We start from the raw sequence: 20,491 nt of genomic DNA, 5'->3' as shown, positions 1-20,491 counted from the left end.
GAGTATATAGATTGGACCAACCAGTGCATTCTCGGCCGGCTAAAATATATTTTAGCTAACATACATCTTCCCGAAGGCCGAGTACTCGAGTGATGACCGGACACGATCAGCAGTTCGACGGGTCGAGCGGCTTCGCTTCCACGTATCGGAAGGAGAAAGGAGAGTCGGCTGCCGCCGACAGCCCTCGGTTTACCACGGGGACGACCATCGTGGGGATCAGAGCGGGCGAGGGCGTCGCGATGGCCGCGGATCAACGGATGAGCCTCGGCGGCCGGTTCACCGCGAACAAGGACGTCCGAAAAATCTCGACGGTTCACCCGACCGCCGCGATGGCGATCTCGGGATCGGTCGGCCCGGCCCAGGACCTCGTTCAACGGCTCCGTGCGGAGGCGAGTCTGTACGCCTCCCGCCGGGGTGAGCCGATGAGCATGACCGCCCTCGCGCGGACGGCGGGCACACTCGTTCGCGGGAGCCCCGTTTCCCCGCTGCTCTGTGGCGTCGACGAAACCGGCGGCCACGTCTACGAACTGGACGGCGGCGGCAGCGTCATGGAAGACGCATATGCCGCCGGCGGCAGCGGGATGCAGGTCGCCTACGGCGTCCTCGAGCGCCGGGTCGGCGGCGACCTCGAACTCGAGGAGGCCGTCTCGACCGCGGTCGCCGCCGTCGAGGCCGCGAGCGAGCGCGACACCGCCAGCGGGGACGGCGTCACCGCAGCGTCCGTCACGGAATCGGGCGTCGAAATCGACGTCCGGGGGGCGAGCTAATGCAGTCGAACCAGGGAGCCTACGACCGCGGAACGACCACCTTTTCGCCGGACGGTCGGCTCTACCAGGTGGAGTACGCCCGCGAGGCGGTCGCACGCGGCGCGCCGGCGGTCGGGGTACAGACGGCCGACGGCGTCGTGCTGGTCACGGAGAGCCGCGCACCCTCGCCGCTGCTCGCTCCCGATAGCGTCGAGAAACTGCACGACGTCGACGGCCGGCTCGTCGCCGGGACGGCGGGACACGTCGCCGACGGTCGACGCCTCGTCGACTACGCCCGCCAGTACGCCCAGGGGGAGCGACTCCGATACGGCGAGCCACCGGGGGTCGAACCGGTCGCGACGGCGCTCGCGGACTACGTCCAGGAGTCGACCCAGACCGGCGGCACCCGCCCGTTCGGGACCGCTCTGCTGGTCGGCGGCGTCGACGCGGAGCCGCGACTCTACGAACTCGACCCGTCCGGCCTGGCGAGACGGTGGCGCGCCACGGCCGTCGGCAGCGACAGCGAGGCGATCCGGGCGAGCCTCGAGTCGGCCTACGCGGACGACCTCGACGAACACGCCGGCCTGCGGGTGGCGCTTCAGGCGCTCGCCGACAACCGCGAAACTGCGCTGTCGGCGGATGCGGTCGACATCGCGACGATCGACACCGACGGAATCGAGCGATTCACTCCCGCCCGGCGTGCACAGGCGCTCACCGACGCCGGGCTCACGCATAGTAACGACTGAAACGGTTTACACACTGATCGGACGACGGCTGTGCGATCAGGTGTGCGTTGACTTTCAGTGGCTACGATAGTTACCGGCTCGTGTCGGCAGCGACTGGCTCGCGCTGGTCGCTCCGTGGGGAGAGCCCCCGCGTGACGCGGCCGCAGATCAGACCGCCGCGCCGTCTTCGGTACGGTCGTCGCTCGAGTCTGCCCGTGCGTCGGCTCCCTCCGACTCGGACGCCCGCTCGTCGACCGCCCGGCGGCGGCTCTCGACGACGGTGCCGTCGCCGCCGACGTACAGGGTCAACGACTCGTCCTCGAGTCGCGAACTGACGAGAATACACCACGGATCGCGCGAGACGACGCGTTCGCGCCACTCGCTGCCGACGTTCCAGAGCGGGCGCTGACGGACGTCCTCGCCGTGGTCGTGGTAGAACGAGACGACGGCCGGGTGGTCGAGAACGGTTAGCGAGACGGGACACCGGAGTGCCACGCCGCAGCGATCACAATCGAAGGCCAGCTGGACGGGGCCGTGGTCGTCGGTTCGGTCCGGTTGGGGCTCGGTCGCGGGTTCGACACCCGCCGTCGTAGCCCCGCCACACTCCGGACAGACGCCGTCGGCGAACGTCAGCAGCCGACGGCGGTGGTAGGCATCGAGGGCTGCCGGGATCGAGTCGGCGTCTCGCGTCGCGTAGCCGCTCGGCGGAAACGACAGCGAGAGCACCGGCGAGTCACACGCCTCGCAGGCGATCTGCGAGACGTTGTCCGAGACGTGTGCCGCGAGTGCCGGTTCGGCACAGAACGGGCACGGCTCCTCGAGGGCGAGGCTATCGCGGTCGACGCTGTCGGTGTAGGTTCCCGCGCGGATCGCTCGCCCGACCTCCCGGCCCGCGTAGGTGAGTTCGTACCGATCGTCGGCCCGTTTGCGGACGAACTCGCCGTCGAGCTGGCGGAGGTGGTAGGCGAAGCCCGCCGAGGTGTCGACGCCGCTGTCGGCGTACAGCGCGGAGAACGAGCACGGCCCGTCGGCCGACAGCGTCCGCACGACGCCCATCCGGACCTCGTTGCCGAGCGCCTGGAAAGCGTCGCTCGGCGGCGGGGAGTCGCCGCCCGCGGCAGGGTCGCTCATGTCGTCGTCTGCGACCGGGGCGCGTAAATCTTTGACGGACGGAACGGCGTTTCGGCTCGGGAGACGACGTGCGTCCGAGAGCGCGGTCGAACGCCTAGAACTGGTACCGGCGCTCGTCGTCCAGCGTCGGATACTGGTCCGCCCCCGTCATCTCCCCGTAGGTCATCCCCGAGAGGTACTCGTCGTAGGTGACGTCGTAGCTCGAGCGCAGGTGAAAGTCGAGATTGCCGGTGTCGACGGCGGTCTGGAACAGCATGTGGACCGCCCGACGGAGCAGTTCGTCGGACTCGTCGGGACCGAGCGCACACTCGAGCAAGGCGAGTTCGTTTCTGGTCTCGCGGTCGAGCGAGACGGCGAGTTCGTCGCCGAGGTCGGCGTAGGCGTCGGTGAGATCGTCGTCGAGATCGTCCAGGCTCATATTCGGCTGGAGTCAATCCCGTCGGATAGTCCTTTCGTGCCGTCGCCGGCGGGCGGCCCGCGCGCGCCCGTCGGTCCACACCAGTGGGCCTAAACGCCAGCCCTCCTAACCCCCGCCGATGACCGAGGCCGACGTCCAGTTGCCCGATGATCTCGAGGCCGTCCAGCAGGCGCTGATCGAGTGGTACGAGGGCGACCACCGCGAGTTTCCCTGGCGGCGAACCGACGACCCCTACGCCATCCTCGTCAGCGAGGTGATGAGCCAGCAGACCCAGCTCGAGCGCGTCGAAGAGGCCTGGGTGGAGTTCCTCGAGCGGTGGCCGACGACCGCCGACCTCGCGACGGCCGACCGGGCGGACGTGGTCGGGTTCTGGACGAGCCACAGCCTCGGCTACAACAACCGGGCGAAGTACCTCCACGAGGCCGCCAGCCAGGTCGAAACTGAGTACGACGGGGCGTTTCCGGAGAGCCCCGGCGAGCTCGAGGAGCTGATGGGCGTCGGACCCTACACCGCCAACGCGGTCGCGAGTTTCGCGTTCAACAACGGTAACGCGGTCGTCGATACGAACGTCAAGCGGGTCTGCTACCGCGCCTTCGACGTTCCCGACGACGACGCGGTTTTCGAGGACGTCGCGAACCGGCTCATGCCCGAGGGGGACTCTCGAATCTGGAACAACGCGATCATGGAACTCGGCGGTGTCGCCTGTACCAAGCAGCCCCGCTGTGACGAGGTCGGTTGTCCGTGGCGAGAGTGGTGTGGGGCCTACGCGAGCGGTGACTTCACCGCGCCCGACGTCCCCACCCAGCCGAGCTTCGAGGGAAGCCGTCGACAGTTCCGCGGGCGCGTGATCAAAACCCTCCGCGAGTACGACGAACTCCCGCTCGACGATCTCGGACACCGGGTTCGCGTCGACTACAGCCCGGAGGGCACCCACGGTCGGGAGTGGCTCGAGGGACTGCTCTCGGACCTCTCGGCGGACGGACTGGTGACGGTCGACGAGCGCGAGAGCGAAACCGTCGCTTGGCTCCGCCGGTAGCCCCGCGGAGCGGACGTTTTTGCCGCCGGAGCGTGACGAGGCTGTATGGATTCGACGGAACACGAGGCGGAAGGTGTCACGGAGCCGGTTCGAGTCGTCGCGGTCTGTGGCAGCTTACGCGAGGAGAGTTACACCCGGATCGCCCTCGAGCGGGTTCTCGAAGAAGCCGAACGCAGCGGCGCCGAAACCGAGTTGCTCGACCTGCGAGAGTGGGAGCTGCCGACGTTCGATCCAGACGTCGACCGCGAGGCGGCCGGCGACGCCGACGACCTCGCGACACGCGTCCGTGGGGCAGACGCGATCGTTCTGGGCACGCCGATGTACCACGGCTCGTACTCCTCGCCGCTGAAGGCCGCGCTCGACTACTGCGGGTTCGACGAGTTCAGAGACGAGACCGTCGGCCTGCTCGCCGTCTCTGGCGGCGCGTTTCCGGTGACCGCCCTCGAGCACCTGCGGTCGGTGTGTCGGGCGCTCAACGCGTGGGTGATCCCCCACGAGGTGGCGATTCCGCGCCCGAGTTCGGCGATCGAGAGCGGCCGGTTCGTCGACGATTCGCTCGAGGAGCGCGTCGCGACGCTGGGGCGTCGGGCGGTTCAGTACGCGCGGATCGAACCCGATCCGAACTCCTTCGAGAGCGACCAGAACGTCGGGGCTCGCGGGAAGTAACCGACAGCGTCGCCGACCCGGTCAGGGTGCCAACAGCCGCTGAAATCGTCGCTGTTGAGCGAGGAACGCGAACAGCCCGAAGACGAGAACGCCGATCTGGAACGCCTCGATTCGGAGTACGACGTCCACGACATCGAGCGAGAGCGGCGTCGTCACGGCCCACTCGGTGAACCAGGCCGACGCGAGCAGGATCGTCGCCCCGGTCGCGACGAGCGCGGCCGGACCAACGGCTGCGATCGTCCGCTCGCTTCGCGACTGGGCTCGGAGCTCGTTCGGCCCGAACACCCGGGACTCGAGTCCCTGCTGGACGGCGAGCAAGGCCGCCAGCGTAAGCCCTGCGACGAGGACGCCGGTCCGTCCGTCGATCGTTTCGGCCACGAAGAGCCAACAGAGCCAGCTTGCGGTCAACGCGAGGGCGACAGCGAGCCGATCCGGTCGGAAGGGGCTCCGGAGAGTGGCCGTCGCGACCTCGAAGACGACCGCTCTGAGCAGCGCACCACAGAACAGGATACACAGTCCGAACAGCGCGGCGACTGCGGTTCGTGGTTCGACCGCGATGACGACGAACCACAGCCCCACGGTCACTGCTTCGACAGCCGCTGCAGCGACGCCAGCAGTTAGTCCGGCGAGACGATTGCGGGTGCTCCGGGCAAACAGCCCGGGTCGCCGGATAACACTCATACAATCGGGTGCTCGCCACGATGGTATTGTTATGGAAGACATTATCTCACCGCAGAGTTAGCTTCCGTGTCCGGTTCGAGGAAGTGAATTGGCAAACCCTTTAACCGTCGCTTGCCCCGATTCGACTCGATGCACGCGATCACGAACAGTGGGTGGATCGAGGTCGTCACCGGAAGCATGTTCTCCGGGAAGACCGAGGAGTTGCTTCGGCGGCTTCGACGCGCGGAGATCGCCGGTCAGGACGTCGCCGTCTTCACCCCCGCTCTCGACGATCGCTACGGTACCGACCGCGTCGGCTCCCACGACGGCCGCCAGTGGGAGGCGCTCGCGGTCGACCCCGACGCGGATCTCGAGAGGGTCTTCGAGGAACTCAACGGTGAGCAGGTCGTCGCATTCGACGAGGCGAACTTCTTCGAGACGTCGCTGGTGGACTGCTGTGAGCGCCTCGCGGCCGACGGCCGGCGCGTCATCGTCAGCGGCACCGACCAGACCTTCCGCGCGGAACCGTTCGAACCGCTTCCACAACTGATCGCCGTCGCGGAGTACGTCGAGAAGTTCCGCGCCATCTGTGCGGTCTGTGGCGAACCCGCCACCCGCAACCAGCGGCTGGTCGACGGCGACCCCGCCCACGTCGACGACCCGACGATCCTCGTCGGCGCCGAGGAGTCCTACGAGGCGCGCTGTCGCCACTGCCACACGCTCCGGACCGACTGAGAATGACCCGCTGGATCGAGAACCCCGAGGGCGGTCGAGACCGTGGCCCGAGAGCCCTCCTGCGCGCCTGGATCGAGGTGCTCGTCCGGCCACACCGGTTCTTCCGGGCAGCCGTCGCTCCCGGCGATCAGGCACCCGGACTGACGTTTCTGATGGCGGTCGTCCTCGTCTCGGAGACGACCCGATTTCTGCTCGTCCCCGGCGTTTACTCGATCGAGGGAATCTCGCGTCCGCTCGCCGGCCTCTTCTGGCTCAGCATCGTCGTCCTGCTCGTCGCGCCCCTTGGACTGCACCTCGTCTCCGCGATCCAGACGCTCGCTCTGATGGTCGTCGTCGAAAACCGGGCCGGAATCAGCCAGACCGTCCAGGTGATCGCGTACTCGACGGCCCCCTGTGCGCTCGCTGGCGTCCCGATCCCGGAGCTCCGGGCCGTTCTCGCGTGTTACGGCGCGGTCCTACTGATCGTCGGTCTGCGAGTCGTTCACGGTACGACCCCGCTTCGGGCGACGGTCGCCGGCGCGGTTCCGGCCATCCTCGTGTTCGGTTACGGCTTCCGAGGCCTCGAGGCGCTCGAGGCGATCGGCATTCCGCTGTGACCGGCCGTCGCCGTCGGTTTCGACCGGTAATCGCTTGGTACAGTTCGGTGAGCCGTCGAGATCGAATTCATCAGATGTGCGAACTAATCCCATGGTTATCGGCTTCCGGAGACCGGTTAACAACGTATTAGCTTCCGTTCATCACCCGTTAGGCAGTCAGTAACTCGAGCGAGTTGGGCCAAACTGATCGAAACGTTGGACAGAACTATTTACAGGGATGTCGTCCACCGCAATATGCCCGAAAAGGAGCAACAGGAAGAGAGCCTCTCTGAGCGTCTCGTCAAGGAAGCAGTCGGCAAGGGAATGGAGTCACCGATGCGCGAACAGATCCTCGAAGCCGTCGAGGAGTCGGAAGGGACCGAACAGGAGTCGAAACCGACCCTGCCGCTGGTGGGCGCGCTCGTCGGCCTCGGGGCGGCCGTCGGCTATCTCGCCGGACGTCAGCAGGGCGATCTCGAGGAGACGCCCCTCGAAGACATCGACGAGCCCGAGATCATCGAGGAGTTCGCCGAGGAAGAAGAGACGGAAGCGGAAACTGACGCCGTAGACGAGGAGGAGGCCGACGCTGCGGTCGAGGAAGCCGACGCGGAAGCCGAAGAATCGGGGCGCAAACTGCCCCGTCTCGTACTCGCGTTGAGTGCGCTGGCCGGTATCGCGCTGATTCGACGCCGTCTCAAATCCGACGACGAGGACGAGTGGGAGCCGATCGAGGAGTTCGAACCCGCCGTCGACTCCGAATCGGTCGACGAGGAGGATGCGGAGTTCGAAGACGAAGACGAAAACGAGAACGAAATCGAAGAGTGAGGAGTCTGTTTCGCTGAGCAGGCGGGACCGAATTCTACTTTTCCCAGTTGACGAAGGAGCTAAGGGGCCGACGCCGACAGTGTGAGCAATGGAGACGACCCACCGCGTCATCGTCGGTGACTCCCGGAACCTCTCGGTCCCCGACGAATCGGTCGAACTCGTCGTCACGTCGCCGCCGTATCCAATGATCGAGATGTGGGACGAGCTGTTCGCGGCGTTCGATTCCGAGATCGGCGAGGCGCTCGAGGCCGGCGATGGTCGCCGGGCGTTCGACGCCATGCACACCCAGCTCGATCGTGTCTGGGACGAGGTCGAGCGCGTGCTGGTCGACGGCGGCATCGCCTGCATCAACGTCGGCGACGCAACCCGGTCGATCGACGATAGTTTTCGTGTCTATCCGAATCACGCTCGCGTGCTCGAGGCGTTCGAATCACGGGGTTTCGATCCGCTTCCGGACGTGCTCTGGCGAAAGCCCGCCAACAGCGCCGCGAAGTTCATGGGAAGCGGGATGATCCCGCCGAACGCCTACGTCACCCTCGAGCACGAGTACATCCTGATCTTCCGAAAGGGGTCCGAGAGCCGGTCGTTCCCGCCCGGCGCCGACCGTCGCTACGAGGCCGCTTACTTCTGGGAGGAGCGCAATCGCTGGTTCTCGGACGTCTGGTCGGACGTTCGCGGTGAACTCCAGTCGCTGGCCGGGGACGACGACCTCCGGGAGCGGTCCGCGGCGTATCCCCTCGAGATCCCCTACCGACTGCTCTGTATGTACTCGATCTACGGCGACACCGTTCTCGACCCCTTCTTCGGCACCGGAACGACCGGTCTCGCTGCGATGTGTGCGGGACGTCACTCGGTCGGGGTCGAACTCGAGGACGCCTTCGTCTCCGTCTTCGACGAGCGCGTCGACGACGTACCGGCGCTCTCGCGGGAGGTCAGCCGCCAGCGCCTCGAGCGCCACCGGGAGTTCGTCGCCGAGCGACGGGCCGACGGGTCGGACCTCGAGTACGATGCCGACCACTACGAGACGCCCGTGATGACGAAGATGGAGTCACGGCTTCGACTCCCCGCGGTCGACGACGTCAAACGGACCGAGGAGGGGTATCGACTCGAGCACGCGAGTCTCGAGTAGGACAGCTTCGGCGAGGATACCCCCGTCCTCGCAGCCGGCTGCGTTGCGGGCCAGAGCATCGCTCCACGGAATCCGTTCCGTCAGAAACGGAACGAGCAGAGTTAGGTCAGAGACCGGGGCAGGCGGTTCAGATCTGCCTAGCAGTACGACGCCGCTCGCGGTAGAAGTGGTGGGTTTGGGCAGATCTGAACCTCGTCGAGACGTGCTCGCTTCGCTGCGCGCGACTCGCCTGGTTCAAACTGCCCAACGTCACAATCCTGTCGCTCGCGGAGTTGCTCGCGACAGAAGTAGTGGGTTGGGGCAGATTTGAACTGCCGACTTCCTCCGTGTGAAGGAGGTATCATAACCGGACTAGATCACCAACCCGCACCCGTTGGTACCCGTGCATCGAACTTAAGACTTCCTTTCAAAAGCGAGCGACGCGGCTACTCCTTCGACCGGTACTCCTCGAGTCTTTCTCGAGCGTTCCCGAGCGCCTCCCGAGCGTCGCCTTCCGCCTTTTTCTCGGCGTCTTTCACATCGTCGATCAGGCCCTCGACGCGACCCGGTTCGGGCTCCTTTTCGCGCCCCGTCAGCTCTCGGACCTTCGCCTCGATCGGTTCGAGTTTCTCTTTCACGCCGAGTTTCGCGTGTTCACCCGCTCGTTTCAGGTAGTACTGAGCGTCGTCGAAGTGTTTGCTCATGAGAGTGGTCGAACTTACGACGGGACCAATTAAATCATTTTTGCGGAAGACAGAAATACATCTGTGACTGTTATTCCGACTGATATTAGACTCGGCGGCGCGGTCAGTACGATGGGCTCGCTTCGGGTTCGCCGTCACGCTGGTTGACGACGCGGGCAATCGTGAACAGACCGTCCGAAAGGCGATTGAGGTACTGGACCGCCTGCTCGTTGATCTCCTCTTCGCTCGCCAGGGCGACCGCCCGCCGCTCGGCCCGCCGACAGACCGCCCGCGCGTGGTGGAGTTTCGCCCCCGACTCGCTTCCGGTCGGAAGGATAAACGATCGAAGCGGCTCGAGTTCCTCGTCGAAAGCGTCGATCCACGATTCGATCTCCTCGACGTGAGCCGCACGAACGGCGGGGTCGTCCTCCTCGGGGTCGGGATTGGCGAAGTCGGCCTGGACGATGTGCAGGTGATTCTGGACGGCTTCCAGCCTCTCGTCGACGTCCGCGTAGCCCGTCGGGCGGGTCGTTCCGACGAGCGCGTTGAGTTCGTCCACCGTTCCGTAGGCCTCGATCCGTGGACTGGCCTTCGAAACGCGGCTCATATCTCGCAGATCCGTCTCCCCGTCGTCACCGCGCCCGGTGTAGATCGGCATACCCGAGGCGAAGGCGGCTCCGTACTTAATTCCGCTGTCGAGACTCCCGACCGTCGGGGCCAATTCTGTATATTGCCATATGGTGTATCAGTCGTGGCTCGGGCGCGCATCGATCGTCGAACGACCAAATCAGTACGTTAAACTCGCTCGGCACACGACGGGAGGATATGGCTCAGGAACGCGACCACGAGTGTCCCAACTGCGGGGAGCGAACGTTCTACCGCGCGGCGAGTACGACACTCCACCTCGGTGAGAAGATCAAGTGGCACTGTCCGGACTGCGATTACGGATTCGTGACGATCAACGGGATCAACTCGAGCGCCGCCTAACCGGTTCGAGTATCGAACTCAGAACGAGGAACTGTCCTCCCATGAACGTCTTTTGGGGATGGATTCTGGTCGACCGGCAGCGTACCGGTGCCTGCCCGAGGTGGCTCTGGTCGAACGCGGCGTCTGTCCATCGGGTGGAAGGCTGCTACCGTGTGAACCGTGACGCGAGAGGTATAGATAAACAGAATGTCGCGATACTGACTGAGCAGACGAGCCAGGAGTACCGGCGACTCGGCAGCGACCACACTCGATCCCGGGGGTCTCCCTGCTCGCTCCGTTAGAACTCGTAGGCCGTGCTCCGTGGCCATGGTGTGCAGGTTCTGCACGGTGACGACGCGGCAACCCGGCAGTCACCCGCGAAACGATGACCGCCGGTCTAGCCGTTCTCGGGCGGATCCGTAGTGTTAGTGTCTCCCGCGTCCGCGCGAGCGAACCAGGACGTCCGCGCCGATTTCTTTCTGGACGTCGTACGTATCGCCGGCTTCCGTCCCGAGCGTCCGGACCTCGAGCGAGAGCGAGGCGTGGCCGTCGCCGTCCTCGTCGCCGCGAACCGACAGCGTCGCGATCGGCTCGCGCCCGGGACCGTCGACGCTCGCCGAAATCGCGTTCGTTTTCGCTTCGGTGCCCGACTCGTCGATTTCGGTCGTCGTCAGTGACTCTCTCGGGTCTCCGCCCGCCGTGGCGTCCTCGATGGTCGCGGGACCGTCGACCGTTACGGTGAGATCGTAGACGCCGACGCCCTCCTCGTCGATTCGCTGGACGATCACGTCGATCGTCGTTTCGGTTCCCGGCTCGATTCGTCTGTCCGCCGGGTCCAGACGGACCACAGTCGGGTTCGGATCGGGTGCTGGTGTCGTATCGTGTCGTGACATGGGTTACTCCTCCTCCACGAGCTGGTAGTGGGCCTGTACGTCGAGCAGGTCGACCTCGTCCTCGCCGTCGCCGTTGAAGTCGAACTTCTCGGGGTTCTCCTGGATCGTCGGATCGTCCAGGTGGTCGTAGAACAGCTGCGTGTCGTCCTCGGTCAGCTCGTCGTCGCCGTCGACGTCCTCGTAGAGCCCGTCGTCGGTGAGGTCCTGCGGCGGGTAGTCGGCGTCCCCGATCGGCTCGAGGTCGCCGTCTCCCTCGTCCGCTTCGTCCGTCTCGCGCTCGAGGATGGTGCCGTCGGTTCCGACCGTCACGGCGGGCGAGAGTCCCGTGTCGTCGAGCGAGATTCCACGGAGCGTCGTCTCGACGCCGGTTTCGGCTCGCTTCCACTCGCGAGTCAGCCGTTCGTACACCGTCCCTTCGGAACCGGCCGTTACCACCTCGTCATCGGTCGCGTCGATGGCGAGCAACTCGCTGCCGCCGGCCCAGAGCTTCGTCCAGACGGCGCCGTTGTACCGAAAGACGGTGCCGTCGCCGCCCGCGACGTAGATCTCGTCCTCGCTTCGGGCAACGACGTCGGTCAACCCGACGCTGGCGCCGTCGATGCCGACGGTCTCCCAGCTTTCGCCGGCGTCTTCGGTTTTGTACACCTGGCTCGTCGTGTCGCAGACGTACCCCGTGTCGGAATCGAGGAAGTCGATTCCCAGCGCGCTCGAGCCACCGCCGGGTTCGACCACCTCGTTCCATTCCATGCTGCCGTCGGCCTGCTTCGTCCCGCTGAAGTACTCGCCGGAGCCGTTGACCAGATGGACGGTTTCTTCGCCCGCGACCCCGGTGACGGCGATGGCTTCCCAGGTGCTCGTCTTCTCCTCGGGCGCGGAGTAGTCGGTGAGCAGCCCCTCGGCAGTGTCGTACTCGCCGAGAACGCCGCTGCCGCCAGCGAACCAGACTGCCCCGCCGAGATCAGTCGAGGCGACCGCGTTGAGCACGTTCCCCTCGGCGGTGGGGCCGCGTTCGACGGCGATCGACCACTCGCCGTCAGTCGTTCGCTCGAGGACGTACCCCTCGTCGCCGACCGCGTACGCGCCGTCCGCGTGGACGGTGTCGTGGAGCGTTCCCTCTATCGGGGAGTCGGCTTGGACCCACGGCGCTGGTTCCTCTTCCTCTATCGGATCACCGTCGTATTCGCCGCGCTCGACGATGGTACCCCCGTCGCCAGCCGCGACGTCCGGGAAGGAGCCAGACGTATCGAGAGCAACCCCGTACAGCGCGTTCTCTGTCGGCGTGTCGACCCGCGTCCAGTCGCCGCCGTCGTAGTTGTAGGTCGCACCCTCGCTCCCCGCTGCCAGTCCGCCGTCTTCGGTTCGGTCCACGGCGTGGACCGTCCCTTCGCCGACGGTGATGGGCGTCCAGTTCGCACCGTCGTAACGGTAGATGATCCCGTCCTCGGCGGCCACGCTGATATCGTCCGGGGCGGCCGCCGCGATATCCAGGAGTCCTACGCCGGCGCCGCCGATGCCGATCGTCTCCCAGCTTTCGCCACCGTCGGTCGTCTCGTACACCTGGCTGGTCGTGTCGCAGACGTACCCCGTCTCGCTGTCGAGGAAGTCGATGCCCAGGGCGCTCGAGCCGCCACCGGGTTCGATCACCTCGCCCCAGTCGACCCCGCCGTCGTCGGTGACGGTCCCGCCGAGGTACTCGCCGGAGCCGTTGACCAGGTGAACCGTCTCGGCACCGGCGTCGCCGGCGACAGCGACGGCTTCCCAGGTACTCGTTTTCTCCATCGGCGCGGAGTAGTCGGTCAACTGCTCGTCCTCGACGTCGTACACCGCCACGACGCCGCTCCCGCCGGCGAACCAGACGCGGTCGCCGTCGTCGGTCGCGTCGACGCTTCGCAGCGGGTTCGATTCCGTCGTCGGTCCACGCTCGAGGACTGCGTCCCAGCCGTCCTCGCGGCGGAGCAGCGCGTAGCCACCGCCGCCCACGGCGAACGGACCCTGGCTCGTCCCGACGACATCGTGGAGGGTTTCTTCGGTAGGCGACTCGCTGCTGACCCAGTCGCCGTCGTCGGCACCGACCGGCACGCCGCCAACCGCAGCCGCGCCAGCGATTCCGACGCCCGTCAGCTGTAAGAACCGTCGTCTCGAGTGGTCGTTATTCCTCATACCTCACCCGGCCGATATCACAACCTGAGTGAAGGTATTTTGGGTAACTCCAACCGAAAGGTCGAATTTCTACTCGAGTGTACTAGCTCAAACGATCTAGGACAATATTCGTCCAGGCTAGATTGATCTGAGAGATCTATTTCTACCGGCTATTATCCCGACACGAGCCGGCGATTGAGCACCCAACAGCAGGGGGTCGGCGTTACGAGCTGTCGTCGGTCAGCGCCTGCCAGGAGAGCCGCGGGTTGCGCGCCGCGCTCGTCTGATCGATTCGCCGGGCGGCGGTTCGCTCGGGGGCGGCCTCGAGCACCTCGTCCCCCTCGTCGGCGACCGCGCAGAACGCGGCGGCGAGCTGGTCCAGCGTCTCCTTGCTCTCGACCTCCGTCGGCTCGGTCATCAGCGCCTCGGGGACGATCTCGGGCCACTTCGTCGTCGGCGGGTGCACTCCGTAGTCGAGCATCCGCTTTGCGACGTCGGCCGCGTCCTGGTCGCCCGCGCTGGCGACGAACTCGTGGTGGAACGGGCCGTACGGCACCTCGTAGTCGATCTGACTCGCGAGGTAGTTCGCGTTGAGCACGGCCTTCGCGCTGGCGTCGCCGAGCCCCTCGTCGCCCAGCCGAGCGATGTAGGCGAAGGCCTTGAGCAGGACGAGCCAGTTGCCCTGGAAGCCGTGGACGTGACCGATCGACTGCTCGGGATCGAACAGTTCGTAGCCGCTCTCGCCGTCGTCCCGCTCGCGCACCCGCGGGGAGGGCAGGAACGGGGCGAGTTCCTCGGTAACGCCGACCGGGCCGGCGCCGGGACCGCCGCCGCCGTGGGGCGTCGCGAACGTCTTGTGGACGTTGTAGTGCATCACGTCGAAGCCCATATCGCCCGGGCGGGCGCGCCCGAGCAGCGCGTTGAGGTTTGCCCCGTCGTAGTATAGCAGCCCGCCGACGTCGTGGACCATGTCGGCGATTTCGGCGATGTCGCGCTCGAACAGCCCGAGCGTGTTCGGGTTGGTGAGCATCAGCGCCGCAGTGCGCTCGGAGAGAGCGGCCTCGAGCGCCTCGAGGTCGACCCGACCGTCGTCGTCACTGGGCAGCGAGACGACGTCGTACCCCCCCAGCGCCGCGGTGGCGAAGTTGGTGCCGTGGGCAGACTCGGGGACGATCACCTCGTCACGATGGTTTTCGTCGTTGGCTGCGTGATAGGCCGCCGCGACGCGAATGCCGACGAACTCGCCGGCCGCGCCCGCCGGCGGCTGGAGCGTGACGGCGTCCATTCCGCCGATTCGACCGAGGTAGTCTTGAAGTCGATACAGCACCTCGAGGGTGCCCTGGATCGACGCCTCGGAGCGGTCGGGGTGGACCGCGGCCGTCGGCAGGGCCGCCACGTCCTCAGTGAACTTCGGGTTGTACTTCATCGTACACGATCCCAGCGGGTAGGGGCCGCTATCGATCCCGTAGATCATCTGGGAGAGGCGCGTGTAGTGGCGCGCGAGTTCGGGTTCGGAGAGTTCGGGTAGCTCGAGGCCGTCCCGCGTGAGGTCGTCCGGAAGCGGCGAGTCAGTTTCGTCTATCTCGACGCTCGTCCGGTCTTTCTCAGAGAGCAACGGCTCGTACTGGCCGTTGCGGACGTACCGTGCCTGATCGTACCGGGACTGGCCGCCCGGCGCCTGCTCGCCGGGACTGCGGTCGTCGCTCATCGAGCCACCTCCGCGAGCGCGTCGACGAACGCGTCGAGTTTCGCGTCGCTGACCCCCGTAACGCAGCACTGGAGTTCGTGCTCGCCGACGACGTGGACGGCGAACCCGCGGTCCTCGAGATCGTCTGCCACAGCCTGTGCGGGCTGGTCGACGTGGGCGACGAACTCCCGGAAGTGCCAGCGGTCGTGAACCGGCGCTTTGACGCCGACGATCTCGTCGACCCGTTCGGCGAGGTCGTCGGCTCGAGTCACGCCCTGCTTCGCGAGGTCGACCATTCCCGACGGGCCGAGGGAGGCGACGTGCATCGCCGTCCGGAGGGCGACCCACGCCTGGTTCGTACAGATGTTGCTCGTCGCCCGCTCGCGGCGGATGTGCTGTTCGCGGGTCTGGAGGGTGAGGGTGAACGCGCGGCGGTCGGTCGCGTCCTCACTGACGCCGACGAGCCGTCCCGGTACCTGCCGGAGGAATCGCTCGTGGGTGGCGAACAGTCCGAGCCCCATCCCGTAGCTCGTGGGCAGGCCGAGGACGCTCGCGTCGCCGACGACGACGTCGGCGCCGACGTCCGCCGGGCGCTGGAGCAGTGAGAGCGCAACGGGGTCGGTACCGAGGACGAACAGCGCCTCCGCGTCGGCCGCGAGGTCGCCGATCTCGGACAGTCGCTCTTCGATCGCACCTCGAACGGTGGGGTTCTCCGCGTAGATCATCGCGACGTCCTCCTCGACCAGTTCCGCGAGCCCCTCGAGGTCGGCGGTCGCGTCGTCGGTCGGATAGGTCTCGATCGTGAGATCGGTGCCGGCGACGTAGTTCTCGAGAGTGCTTCGTCGGCCCTCGAGCAACAGATCGGGGACGAGTACGCGGTGGCCGCTCGTCTCGCGGGCGCGGTCGGCCAGCGTCGCGGCCTCCCCCAGGGCCGTCGCAGCGTCGTACATCGAGCAGTTCGCGATCTCGAGGCCCGTCAGTTCGACCAGCAGCGACTGGTACTCGAACAGCGCCTGGAGAAAGCCCTGGGACACCTCCGGCTGGTACTGGGTGTAGGAGGTCAGAAATTCGGAACGGTCGGCGAGGTGGTCGACCAACGACGGGACGTAGTAGCCGTAGTGGCCTCGCCCGAGCAGTTCCGTGAGATCGTCGTTTCGCCCGAGAATCGACCGGACGAGCTCGCGTGTCTCCCGCTCGCTGCGGGCATCGATTCCGAACTCGTCGTCGAACTGCACCTCCTCGGGGATGTCGAAGAGCTCGTCGACCGATGCGGCTCCGATCGCCTCGAGCATTGCCGCCGTATCGTCATCGGTGTGGGGAGCGTACGGGCTCCCCGTAGCGTGTGATCCGTGCATGGTAGTAATCTGATCGTCGTGCGAGGGTCTCGGGCCGCGATATACTCCCCGACCGCCGACTGCGGGTTTCGATCCGAGACACGATAGTCGGTAGTTACGAACACGGGGTAATGAACACACCTCTTTCGGTCGCATGGATACGGTGGGACTCCCCACCGCCGCATCAACGGGTGTGATCGACGGTCGAGTTCAGAAACGACATGAGGGGGCGACGGAGTTCGGCCCGAGTGCTGCCTCGTCGGAGGCGTCCCCGGAGCGCGTTGGGTGTCGGGAAAAGTCGCTACTCGACGAACCGATACTTTCGCTCGCCCATTCGTCCCCAGCCGTCGAAGACGAACTCGGACTCCGGAGCCGTGAACTCCTCGACGTCGACGTCCATCTCGTGGTTGTGGACGTCGTGGACCTCCTCGTACTCCTCCCAGGAGAGATCGTATCGCGACTCGAGTTGGTCGTCGACGTTCAGCACCTCGATCTCCTCGCGCCAGGTGTCCTGGACCGTCTCGGCGTGAACCTCCGCCTGTGCACCGCTTCCGTAGGAGCCGACGATCAGCGTCTCGCCGGTGACGTCCTCGTCGGCCTCGAGGGCGTGTTTCAGCGCACTCACGCGGGCGACGTGAACCGAACCGGTGTACCAGTTGCCGACCTCACGGGAGATCGTCAGCGTGGGGTCGATCGTCTCCGCGTACCACTCCCGGTAGCGGTCGGTCCGTTTGAGGGCGTCCGTGTACTCCCTGACAGCGTCGTGGTAGGCTTCCTCCGTGTCGAACGCCTCCATTCGGGGCTGGTGGCCGATCTCCTCGGCGAGTTCCTCCTCGATGGCGGTGTCGCGCGTGATGTACCGGTAGCCCAGAAGGCCGGCCTTGCGGACCATCCCCGGGAACGGCGTGTGAAACGGCACGAAGCGGACGTCGTCGGGGTGGATGTCGCCGGCGACGGACTCGTAGTCCATCAGCGCCTCGCGCATGCGTGCGAGGTAGACCTGTACCGAGCGCTTGCCGTCGACGCTCGGGAACTGCTGGTTGGGTTTGAGGAAGTCGGTTTCGTCGGCGCTGCCGTACCCCTGGTGGGTCGAGAGTTCGACGAGCGAGGGGTCCTCGTCGATGAGCATGGCGACGGCGCCGGCGCCCTGGGTCGCCTCGCCCGCGTCGTCGCGGGCGTAGAGCGCCGTGTCGGTCGCGATCACGAGCGCCGCGCGCCCGCGATTCCGACCCGCACGGATCCAGTTGTACGCGTCGTCTAAACTCTGGGTACCCGCGATGCAGGCGAACTTGCGCTCGCCCTTGTTGGCGTGGTGAAAGTCGCCCTCGAACACCTGCTCGAGACAGCCGGCGACGTACGTCGAAACCGGCTTCGAGTTGTCGAAGGCGCTCTCGGTGGCGACGTCGATCCGGCCGATGTCGTCGGGTTCCAGCCCCTTGCGCTCCATCAGTCGGTGTGCCGCGTTGGCGGCCATCGTCACGATGTCCTCGTAGCTGTCGGGGAACGAGGAGGCGTTCAGCCCCAGCCCCTTCGTGTACTTCTCCGGATCCTCGCCCTTCTGCGGGGCGAACGTCCCCGGGAGATCGAGTTTGAGGTTGCCGGTCCAGATTTCGACGGCGTCGATACCGACTGCAGTCATATGCCGTACATACCGATGGGGCCACAAGTGTGTGTCGTTCGTGGTTTCGACGGCTGTCGAACAGCGGTTGCGGACGCACGGCGGCGGCGGAAACCCTGTCGTGGTTGACTACTCCCGCCGAAAACCAGTTTACTCGTCTTCCTCGACGACTTCGGGGTCGCTCATCGCGCTCTGGAGGCTGTCGAGGCCGTTGATCCACTCGGTGACGAGCCCGTACTCGAGCTCTTCGGCGATCGAGACGTCGAGTTCCTCCCCGTCGATGATCAGCGTGCCGGCCTGGGCCGCGTAGCCGAGTGCGGCGTCGAGATCCTCCTCGGCCTCGGCGTTGGCGGCAGCGCCGAGATAGTCGTCGATGCTCCCCTCCTCGGCCGGTCCGCCCGCGACGTACTCCTCGGCGGCGAAGAAGACACAGACCAGACTCGTCTGGACGCCGTCGACGAGCATTCGCGTCTCCTCGTCGTCGATGTCGACCTCGGCGAGAACGATCTCGCGGACGTCGGCGATCTCGGAGAGCGCCTGTTCCTGCTCGAGTTCCCCGTCGTCGTAGGCGGAGACGATCTTCGCGATCGCGATCGCCGTATCGTCCTGGAGGTTCAACAGCAGCCGAGCGGAGGACTCGTCTTCCGGATCGATCTCCTCGTCGTTGATACGGTCGATCCAGTTCTGCCAGCGTTCCGCCGAATAGTACTCGGTGGGGGGATTGCTCATACGGATACCTATACCGGCCGCTTGAAATGCCTTTCTCTACCTGTGCGTGTGAGAGAAGCAGAGTACACCGCCTCTGTACGTCAGTTGCGGCGCGTTTCCGTGTCGATCCCGTAGACGCGCGCGGGGGTTTCGACGTGGGCGTTCCTGACGGCATCCCCGTGGTCGTTCTCGAGCAGCCACCGGACCCGGCGGGGAACCGTTTTGGGGCCGAGGACGGCACCCGGCCGGTCGGGGTCGTCGACGAAGTCGGTTTCCATGAGAAACGGCTCCCCCGTTTCGGCGGCGACCTCGAGGCGATCCTTCTCGCTCATCACGCTCGGCGTCGGTCCCTCGAGGCGCCCGCTCGCGTAGTGTTTGACGACGCGGTGGGCGGGGAGGCCGGCGTCTTCGGCCCACGCGGCGACGTCGGTGAGATCCTCGCTGGCCTCGGTGTGGAGCTGGACGGCACACTCGCGGTCGGCCCCGTGTTCGAACGCCCGACGCATCACCGCGTTCGAGGCGTCCCAGACGTCGTCGCTCACGTCGTAATGTGGACGACCGGACTTGAGCGCGAGTGCCTCCCCCGATCGGACGTACTCGGCTGCGACGTCGATTCCGCCCTGCATGATCCCTCGGGCCTCGTCGGGCGAGAACCCGCGGTCGTCGACCAGCCGAGAAACGAGGCCGGGATGGACACCCAGAACGGGCCAGGCTCTTCCCTCGAGTTCCGCCGAGGCGTCGGCGACGATTTCGAGGGTTCGCTCGAAGACGGGCCGAAAGTCCTCGCCCGTTTCGGCCTCGACGCCCAGGTGCCAGGAGGGTTTGTTCACGATCAGAAGGTGTGTTCCGCCTACGCGTGCGAAGTCCCGGACCGCCTCGAGGCCCCGACCGTTGTCGGGGTCGATGTGGAGGTGGTTGTCGAGGATCGGCGTGTCGACGTCGGTCATGGCAACCACTCGGCGAGCCTGCCGGGAAAAGTCACCGCTTCAGCTGGCTCTTCGAGTCGAACGTGACCGTCCTATGGGTCGAGTGCGATCGTCCTACGTTCCGAGCGTGATCGCCTCGTCGGCGGCGTTCTGGAGGGCGTCCGAGCGGCCGTGAGTGCCGGGAGCGATTGCAACGGTTTCGACGCCCGCGCGGCCGGCGTACTCGAGGACGGGTTTAAAGTCGGTGTCCCGGGAGCCGATCGCCAGCACGTCGAGTCGTCCTTCAGCGACGAGGGCGGTCGCGTCGACGGCGAGTTTGACGTCGACGTCGCCGCTCGTGATGATCACCTCGAACCCCCGCGCTTCGGCGGCCTGGATCAGGCCGGGTGTGGCGTGTTCGTCGAGGTAGAGACGGAGCACGCTCGTCCGGCCGAGCGATCTGCCGAGGTCGCGCAGGTCGTCGAGGTCGACGTCGAACTCCTCTCGGAACACGTTCGGCCCGTCGATGAACAGCCCAACCGTCGGTGTGTCGTCGGTGTCGGCGAAGCGGGCGCGAACGCGCTCGAGCATACTCTTTCGGAGGTACTCTCGAGTAAAAAGGTGTGACGGATCGCCGACCGACGCGGGACCGTTTTCGCAATAATTGCCCGGAAACCGTCTCGAGCGGACGTGTCTCGAGGGTATACGCCGTCAGTGAAACAGTTGTTCTGTTTACAACCCGGGATGATCAGTGACTACGAATCCGGCCAATCGGCAGAACACCGCGGGGTGTGGTCAAACTGCATTAGTATCCATGCTAAGAAACTATTGTAGAGTTTACTATACCGAATATATTCCTCAACCAGTGGACAAGACGTAACTATAATAGCCCTAGAGTATTCCTAATGGTGATTTCCATAACCATCGGAACGC

At 65.8% G+C, this 20,491-nt stretch carries 22 protein-coding genes and 1 tRNA gene; 9 read left to right on the top strand and 14 right to left on the bottom strand.

The features are described from left to right. The first annotated feature begins 92 nt into the window (after positions 1–92). Both AC6I6S_RS01385 and AC6I6S_RS01380 read left to right on the top strand, forming a co-directional pair. Positions 93–767 carry an Ntn hydrolase family protein gene (locus AC6I6S_RS01385; RefSeq protein ID WP_497947928.1) on the top strand — a complete coding sequence of 225 codons (675 nt, stop codon included), beginning with the start codon at positions 93–95 and terminating at the stop codon, positions 765–767. Continuing rightward, positions 767–1,492 (top strand): archaeal proteasome endopeptidase complex subunit alpha, encoded by a 726-nt coding sequence (locus tag AC6I6S_RS01380; RefSeq protein ID WP_497947927.1) that lies wholly within the window; start codon positions 767–769, stop codon positions 1,490–1,492. The genes AC6I6S_RS01385 and AC6I6S_RS01380 overlap by 1 nt, the downstream gene beginning before the upstream one ends. 147 nt (positions 1,493–1,639) lie before the next feature. On the opposite strand, the gene AC6I6S_RS01375 is transcribed toward AC6I6S_RS01380, so the two are convergent. Together AC6I6S_RS01375 and AC6I6S_RS01370 are read right to left on the bottom strand one after the other, a co-directional pair. Beyond that, entirely contained in the window at positions 1,640–2,602 is a 963-nt protein-coding gene (locus tag AC6I6S_RS01375; RefSeq protein WP_497947926.1) for a winged helix-turn-helix domain-containing protein, read from the bottom strand. A 94-nt stretch (positions 2,603–2,696) separates the two neighbouring features. Further along, on the bottom strand, positions 2,697–3,020 hold the full coding sequence (locus AC6I6S_RS01370; protein WP_497947925.1) for a ribbon-helix-helix protein: 324 nt from the start codon (positions 3,018–3,020) through the stop codon (positions 2,697–2,699). Positions 3,021–3,138: 118 nt separating this feature from the next. Between AC6I6S_RS01370 and AC6I6S_RS01365 the strand changes: the two genes are divergently transcribed. Together AC6I6S_RS01365 and AC6I6S_RS01360 are read left to right on the top strand one after the other, a co-directional pair. Beyond that, positions 3,139–4,056, top strand: coding sequence for an HhH-GPD family protein (locus tag AC6I6S_RS01365; RefSeq protein ID WP_497947924.1), 918 nt, complete (start codon positions 3,139–3,141; stop codon positions 4,054–4,056). A gap of 45 nt (positions 4,057–4,101) precedes the next feature. After that, complete coding sequence (locus AC6I6S_RS01360) at positions 4,102–4,722, top strand: NADPH-dependent FMN reductase (RefSeq protein WP_497947923.1); 621 nt, start codon at positions 4,102–4,104, stop codon at positions 4,720–4,722. 21 nt (positions 4,723–4,743) lie between these two features. Here the strand turns inward: AC6I6S_RS01360 and AC6I6S_RS01355 are convergent, their stop codons facing one another. After that, a complete protein-coding gene (locus tag AC6I6S_RS01355) occupies positions 4,744–5,403 on the bottom strand; it encodes a hypothetical protein (protein WP_497947922.1) in 660 nt (219 codons plus the stop codon). Between the two features lie 129 nt (positions 5,404–5,532). Here AC6I6S_RS01355 and AC6I6S_RS01350 point away from each other — a divergent pair, with 129 nt between their 5' ends. The 4 genes from AC6I6S_RS01350 to AC6I6S_RS01335 all read left to right on the top strand — a co-directional run bounded on the left by AC6I6S_RS01350 (position 5,533) and on the right by AC6I6S_RS01335 (position 8,646). Beyond that, on the top strand, positions 5,533–6,117 hold the full coding sequence (locus AC6I6S_RS01350) for a thymidine kinase (protein ID WP_497947921.1): 585 nt from the start codon (positions 5,533–5,535) through the stop codon (positions 6,115–6,117). Positions 6,118–6,119: 2 nt separating this feature from the next. Next, a complete protein-coding gene (locus AC6I6S_RS01345; protein ID WP_497947920.1) occupies positions 6,120–6,713 on the top strand; it encodes a YIP1 family protein in 594 nt (197 codons plus the stop codon). Positions 6,714–6,947: 234 nt separating this feature from the next. Further along, a complete protein-coding gene (locus AC6I6S_RS01340; protein WP_497947919.1) occupies positions 6,948–7,517 on the top strand; it encodes a hypothetical protein in 570 nt (189 codons plus the stop codon). 88 nt (positions 7,518–7,605) lie between these two features. Next, positions 7,606–8,646 (top strand): DNA-methyltransferase, encoded by a 1,041-nt coding sequence (locus AC6I6S_RS01335; RefSeq protein ID WP_497947918.1) that lies wholly within the window; start codon positions 7,606–7,608, stop codon positions 8,644–8,646. Between the two features lie 291 nt (positions 8,647–8,937). On the opposite strand, the gene AC6I6S_RS01330 is transcribed toward AC6I6S_RS01335, so the two are convergent. From AC6I6S_RS01330 to AC6I6S_RS01320, 3 genes are all read right to left on the bottom strand, one after another. Further along, a tRNA-Val gene (locus AC6I6S_RS01330) sits at positions 8,938–9,012 on the bottom strand. Between the two features lie 59 nt (positions 9,013–9,071). Further along, the gene (locus AC6I6S_RS01325; protein ID WP_497947917.1) at positions 9,072–9,329 is read right to left on the bottom strand and encodes a DUF7553 family protein; all 258 of its coding nucleotides are present in this window, start codon (positions 9,327–9,329) and stop codon (positions 9,072–9,074) included. Between the two features lie 103 nt (positions 9,330–9,432). Next, entirely contained in the window at positions 9,433–9,966 is a 534-nt protein-coding gene (locus AC6I6S_RS01320; RefSeq protein ID WP_497947916.1) for a cob(I)yrinic acid a,c-diamide adenosyltransferase, read from the bottom strand. A gap of 167 nt (positions 9,967–10,133) precedes the next feature. Between AC6I6S_RS01320 and AC6I6S_RS01315 the strand changes: the two genes are divergently transcribed. Further along, a complete protein-coding gene (locus AC6I6S_RS01315) occupies positions 10,134–10,295 on the top strand; it encodes a DUF7838 family putative zinc beta-ribbon protein (RefSeq protein WP_497947915.1) in 162 nt (53 codons plus the stop codon). 404 nt (positions 10,296–10,699) lie between these two features. Here AC6I6S_RS01315 and AC6I6S_RS01310 read toward each other — a convergent pair whose 3' ends face one another. The 8 genes from AC6I6S_RS01310 to AC6I6S_RS01275 all read right to left on the bottom strand — a co-directional run bounded on the left by AC6I6S_RS01310 (position 10,700) and on the right by AC6I6S_RS01275 (position 20,149). Beyond that, a complete protein-coding gene (locus tag AC6I6S_RS01310; protein WP_497947914.1) occupies positions 10,700–11,167 on the bottom strand; it encodes a hypothetical protein in 468 nt (155 codons plus the stop codon). 3 nt (positions 11,168–11,170) lie between these two features. After that, entirely contained in the window at positions 11,171–13,327 is a 2,157-nt protein-coding gene (locus AC6I6S_RS01305; RefSeq protein WP_497947913.1) for a WD40/YVTN/BNR-like repeat-containing protein, read from the bottom strand. A 202-nt stretch (positions 13,328–13,529) separates the two neighbouring features. Further along, the gene (gene gcvPB, locus AC6I6S_RS01300) at positions 13,530–15,014 is read right to left on the bottom strand and encodes an aminomethyl-transferring glycine dehydrogenase subunit GcvPB (RefSeq protein WP_497947912.1); all 1,485 of its coding nucleotides are present in this window, start codon (positions 15,012–15,014) and stop codon (positions 13,530–13,532) included. Continuing rightward, positions 15,011–16,348 carry an aminomethyl-transferring glycine dehydrogenase subunit GcvPA gene (gene gcvPA / locus AC6I6S_RS01295; protein ID WP_497947911.1) on the bottom strand — a complete coding sequence of 446 codons (1,338 nt, stop codon included), beginning with the start codon at positions 16,346–16,348 and terminating at the stop codon, positions 15,011–15,013. Before gcvPA ends, gcvPB begins: the two co-directional genes overlap by 4 nt. A gap of 280 nt (positions 16,349–16,628) precedes the next feature. Beyond that, positions 16,629–17,966, bottom strand: coding sequence for a hydroxymethylglutaryl-CoA synthase (gene hmgB, locus AC6I6S_RS01290; protein ID WP_497947910.1), 1,338 nt, complete (start codon positions 17,964–17,966; stop codon positions 16,629–16,631). Between the two features lie 129 nt (positions 17,967–18,095). Further along, positions 18,096–18,674 (bottom strand): DUF2150 family protein, encoded by a 579-nt coding sequence (locus AC6I6S_RS01285; protein WP_497947909.1) that lies wholly within the window; start codon positions 18,672–18,674, stop codon positions 18,096–18,098. Positions 18,675–18,754: 80 nt separating this feature from the next. Then, complete coding sequence (locus AC6I6S_RS01280) at positions 18,755–19,600, bottom strand: TatD family hydrolase (RefSeq protein WP_497947908.1); 846 nt, start codon at positions 19,598–19,600, stop codon at positions 18,755–18,757. Positions 19,601–19,693: 93 nt separating this feature from the next. Continuing rightward, a complete protein-coding gene (locus AC6I6S_RS01275; RefSeq protein WP_497947907.1) occupies positions 19,694–20,149 on the bottom strand; it encodes an NYN domain-containing protein in 456 nt (151 codons plus the stop codon). Between the last annotated feature and the right edge of the window lie 342 nt (positions 20,150–20,491).

It is taken from the genome of Natrononativus sp. DTA114 (assembly GCF_059736515.1).
The sequence above is the reverse complement of the archived record's forward strand: the minus strand, read 5'-3'. Positions and strand labels throughout refer to the sequence as shown.

What these genes read in the sequence shown, in the direction of transcription:
- AC6I6S_RS01355 (WP_497947922.1), bottom strand. Translation starts at nt 5,403, where the DNA reads ATGAGTGTTATCCGGCGACCCGGGCTGTTTGCCCGGAGCACCCGCAAT.
- AC6I6S_RS01320 (WP_497947916.1), bottom strand. Translation starts at nt 9,966, where the DNA reads ATGCCGATCTACACCGGGCGCGGTGACGACGGGGAGACGGATCTGCGA.
- AC6I6S_RS01310 (WP_497947914.1), bottom strand. Translation starts at nt 11,167, where the DNA reads ATGTCACGACACGATACGACACCAGCACCCGATCCGAACCCGACTGTG.
- AC6I6S_RS01280 (WP_497947908.1), bottom strand. Translation starts at nt 19,600, where the DNA reads ATGACCGACGTCGACACGCCGATCCTCGACAACCACCTCCACATCGAC.
- AC6I6S_RS01350 (WP_497947921.1), top strand. Translation starts at nt 5,533, where the DNA reads ATGCACGCGATCACGAACAGTGGGTGGATCGAGGTCGTCACCGGAAGC.
- AC6I6S_RS01335 (WP_497947918.1), top strand. Translation starts at nt 7,606, where the DNA reads ATGGAGACGACCCACCGCGTCATCGTCGGTGACTCCCGGAACCTCTCG.
- AC6I6S_RS01360 (WP_497947923.1), top strand. Translation starts at nt 4,102, where the DNA reads ATGGATTCGACGGAACACGAGGCGGAAGGTGTCACGGAGCCGGTTCGA.
- AC6I6S_RS01325 (WP_497947917.1), bottom strand. Translation starts at nt 9,329, where the DNA reads ATGAGCAAACACTTCGACGACGCTCAGTACTACCTGAAACGAGCGGGT.
- gcvPB (WP_497947912.1), bottom strand. Translation starts at nt 15,014, where the DNA reads ATGAGCGACGACCGCAGTCCCGGCGAGCAGGCGCCGGGCGGCCAGTCC.
- AC6I6S_RS01340 (WP_497947919.1), top strand. Translation starts at nt 6,948, where the DNA reads ATGCCCGAAAAGGAGCAACAGGAAGAGAGCCTCTCTGAGCGTCTCGTC.
- AC6I6S_RS01285 (WP_497947909.1), bottom strand. Translation starts at nt 18,674, where the DNA reads ATGAGCAATCCCCCCACCGAGTACTATTCGGCGGAACGCTGGCAGAAC.
- gcvPA (WP_497947911.1), bottom strand. Translation starts at nt 16,348, where the DNA reads ATGCACGGATCACACGCTACGGGGAGCCCGTACGCTCCCCACACCGAT.
- AC6I6S_RS01375 (WP_497947926.1), bottom strand. Translation starts at nt 2,602, where the DNA reads ATGAGCGACCCTGCCGCGGGCGGCGACTCCCCGCCGCCGAGCGACGCT.
- AC6I6S_RS01365 (WP_497947924.1), top strand. Translation starts at nt 3,139, where the DNA reads ATGACCGAGGCCGACGTCCAGTTGCCCGATGATCTCGAGGCCGTCCAG.
- AC6I6S_RS01380 (WP_497947927.1), top strand. Translation starts at nt 767, where the DNA reads ATGCAGTCGAACCAGGGAGCCTACGACCGCGGAACGACCACCTTTTCG.
- AC6I6S_RS01345 (WP_497947920.1), top strand. Translation starts at nt 6,120, where the DNA reads ATGACCCGCTGGATCGAGAACCCCGAGGGCGGTCGAGACCGTGGCCCG.
- hmgB (WP_497947910.1), bottom strand. Translation starts at nt 17,966, where the DNA reads ATGACTGCAGTCGGTATCGACGCCGTCGAAATCTGGACCGGCAACCTC.
- AC6I6S_RS01370 (WP_497947925.1), bottom strand. Translation starts at nt 3,020, where the DNA reads ATGAGCCTGGACGATCTCGACGACGATCTCACCGACGCCTACGCCGAC.
- AC6I6S_RS01275 (WP_497947907.1), bottom strand. Translation starts at nt 20,149, where the DNA reads ATGCTCGAGCGCGTTCGCGCCCGCTTCGCCGACACCGACGACACACCG.
- AC6I6S_RS01305 (WP_497947913.1), bottom strand. Translation starts at nt 13,327, where the DNA reads ATGAGGAATAACGACCACTCGAGACGACGGTTCTTACAGCTGACGGGC.
- AC6I6S_RS01315 (WP_497947915.1), top strand. Translation starts at nt 10,134, where the DNA reads ATGGCTCAGGAACGCGACCACGAGTGTCCCAACTGCGGGGAGCGAACG.
- AC6I6S_RS01385 (WP_497947928.1), top strand. Translation starts at nt 93, where the DNA reads ATGACCGGACACGATCAGCAGTTCGACGGGTCGAGCGGCTTCGCTTCC.